We start from the raw sequence: 1,987 nt of genomic DNA, 5'->3' as shown, positions 1-1,987 counted from the left end.
TTCGGGGTTCGGTTCGGGAGTTGGCTCGGGGTTCCGTTCGGGGTTTGGTTCACCGGCGTGTGCCGCCGCCGCGCACCTCGGCGCGGTCCGAGACGCGGGCGCGGTCGGCGGCGGCCACGCCCTCCGCCCAGCCGGCACCGTCGCTGACGCCCCGGACCCGGGTCGTCACGGTCTGCGGGAACATGTCGTCGGTCCGGCCGGCCACCGCGACATCGCGCGCCGCCAGGACCGGCAGCAGCCCGCCCTCCCGGCTCTGGCCGGTCACCTCCTCCGCCACGGCCGCGAGCCGGTCGCCGATGCGGTGCGCGTACGCGGCGAGGAAAGCCTGCCGGAAGGTCTTGGTCCGCTTGCGTCCCCCCGCGCGCTGCTCGGCCTCGGCCCGCGTCATCGCCGCCGTGCCCTGCACCAGCAGCGACGTATGGAGCAGCTCCACCGCCTCCAGGTCGGACTCGAAGCCGACGACCGTGGAGAAGCCGAAGCCGCTGTTCCACACCGCGCGGCAGCGGTTCGCCGACGCGACCGCGTCCAGGAGAGCCGCCTTCGCCGTCTCGTACGGGGCGTCCACGCCGATCCGGCACGCGACGGGCGTGTCCTTCGCGTGTGTACGGGCCGCGAGGAGCGCCGCGTCGACGCTGTGCCTGGTCATCAGTTCCTGCGCCTTCGCCGCCAGGGCCTCGGCCTCCGGCGGGTAGCCGGTCGCCTCGGCCTTGGCGAGCAGCGCGCGGATCCGGGCGAGCTCCCGCGGCTCCCCCGCGACGGGCCGCGCCACGGACTCGCCGGGCACGGGCCCCACGGCCTCTATCGGCGGGAGGCGCAGGAGGAGTCTGTACAGCTCCAGGACGGCGGTGGCGTACGAGAAGCGGTCGAGGCGGGGGCGCGATCCGGGGCCCGATGCCCGCCCCGGGTCCTGCGGGAGCTCGGCGAGCTGTGCGTCCCAGCGCGCGGGCAGGTACTCGTAACGCGCGGTCTCGGCGCGGATCAGGCGGGCCGCGATGTGTCCGTGCGGACTCTCTTCGAGGTCACGTACGACGATGCGCATGACGTCGGCGGGCTGCCAGCCGCGCTCCCAGGAGCGGCGCACGAACTCCTGCCCGCGCAGGGCGAGTTGGGTGTCGGCGGACGGGTCGGCGGCGAGCAGGGACGCGCCGGTGTCGAGCCCGGCCTCCGCGCCCTCCCCGTACAGGGCGGCGGCGAAGGCCTGCTCGACCGTGGTCCGCGTCGTACGTTCCGTCATGCGGGGGCGCCGTCTCCTTGCCTGTCTGGTCCACGGGTCCGCCGTGCGGCCTGTCGTGTCTTCTCTTCCATGGTCTCAGGCGTGTACGGGGGTAGGGCTGGCCATACCCCCGGGACGCCCCCCAGTGGTCGTGTTCGCGGGGCGCCGCGGCGGTTGGGTTGAGGCATGACCACACCTGCCCTGCGCCTCACCGCCGTACGCCGCGAGTACCGCGGCGTCACCGCCCTCGACGGGGTCGACCTCGACTTCCATGCCGGGACCTTCACCGCCGTGATGGGGCCCTCCGGCTCCGGGAAGTCGACGCTCCTCCAGTGCGCCGCGGGCCTGGACCGTCCGACGTCGGGCACCGTCACCGTCGCCGGGACCGACCTCACCGGACTCGGCGAACGGGCGCTCACGCTCCTGCGCCGGGACCGGATCGGTTTCGTGTTCCAGTCCTTCAATCTGCTGCCGGCGCTCACCGCCGCGCAGAACGTGGCGCTCCCCCTGCGGCTCGCCGGGCGGCGGCCCTCGCGCGGAGGTGCGCGAGGCGCTGGGCCGCGTGGGCCTCGCCGAGCGCGCGGGGCACCGCCCTTCACAGCTCTCCGGCGGCCAGCAGCAGCGGGTGGCCCTGGCCCGCGCCCTGATCACCCGGCCGGCCGTCCTCTTCGGCGACGAGCCGACGGGCGCGCTCGACACGACGACCGGACGCCAAGTCCTCACTCTGCTGCGCGAGTTGGTCGACCGGGAGGGTCAGACGACGGTGATGGTGAC

At 74.7% G+C, this 1,987-nt stretch carries 1 protein-coding gene and 1 pseudogene; one reads left to right on the top strand and one right to left on the bottom strand.

The genetic code is table 11. The features are described from left to right. Positions 1 to 49 precede the first annotated feature (49 nt). Entirely contained in the window at positions 50 to 1,234 is a 1,185-nt protein-coding gene (locus CG723_RS35660) for a DUF2786 domain-containing protein (RefSeq protein ID WP_100597676.1), read from the bottom strand. A 165-nt stretch (positions 1,235 to 1,399) separates the two neighbouring features. Between CG723_RS35660 and CG723_RS35655 the strand changes: the two are divergent. Then, a pseudogene (locus CG723_RS35655) lies at positions 1,400 to 1,987 on the top strand (ABC transporter ATP-binding protein); the annotation flags it as partial.

Source organism: Streptomyces sp. CB01635 (assembly GCF_002803065.1).
Taxonomy (GTDB): domain Bacteria; phylum Actinomycetota; class Actinomycetes; order Streptomycetales; family Streptomycetaceae; genus Streptomyces.
This window is presented reverse-complemented; position numbering and strand designations above follow the sequence as displayed.

Bases quoted from the DNA above. Each gene is read 5' to 3' on its own strand.
- CG723_RS35660 (WP_100597676.1), bottom strand. From the start codon at position 1,234: ATGACGGAACGTACGACGCGGACCACGGTCGAGCAGGCCTTCGCCGCC.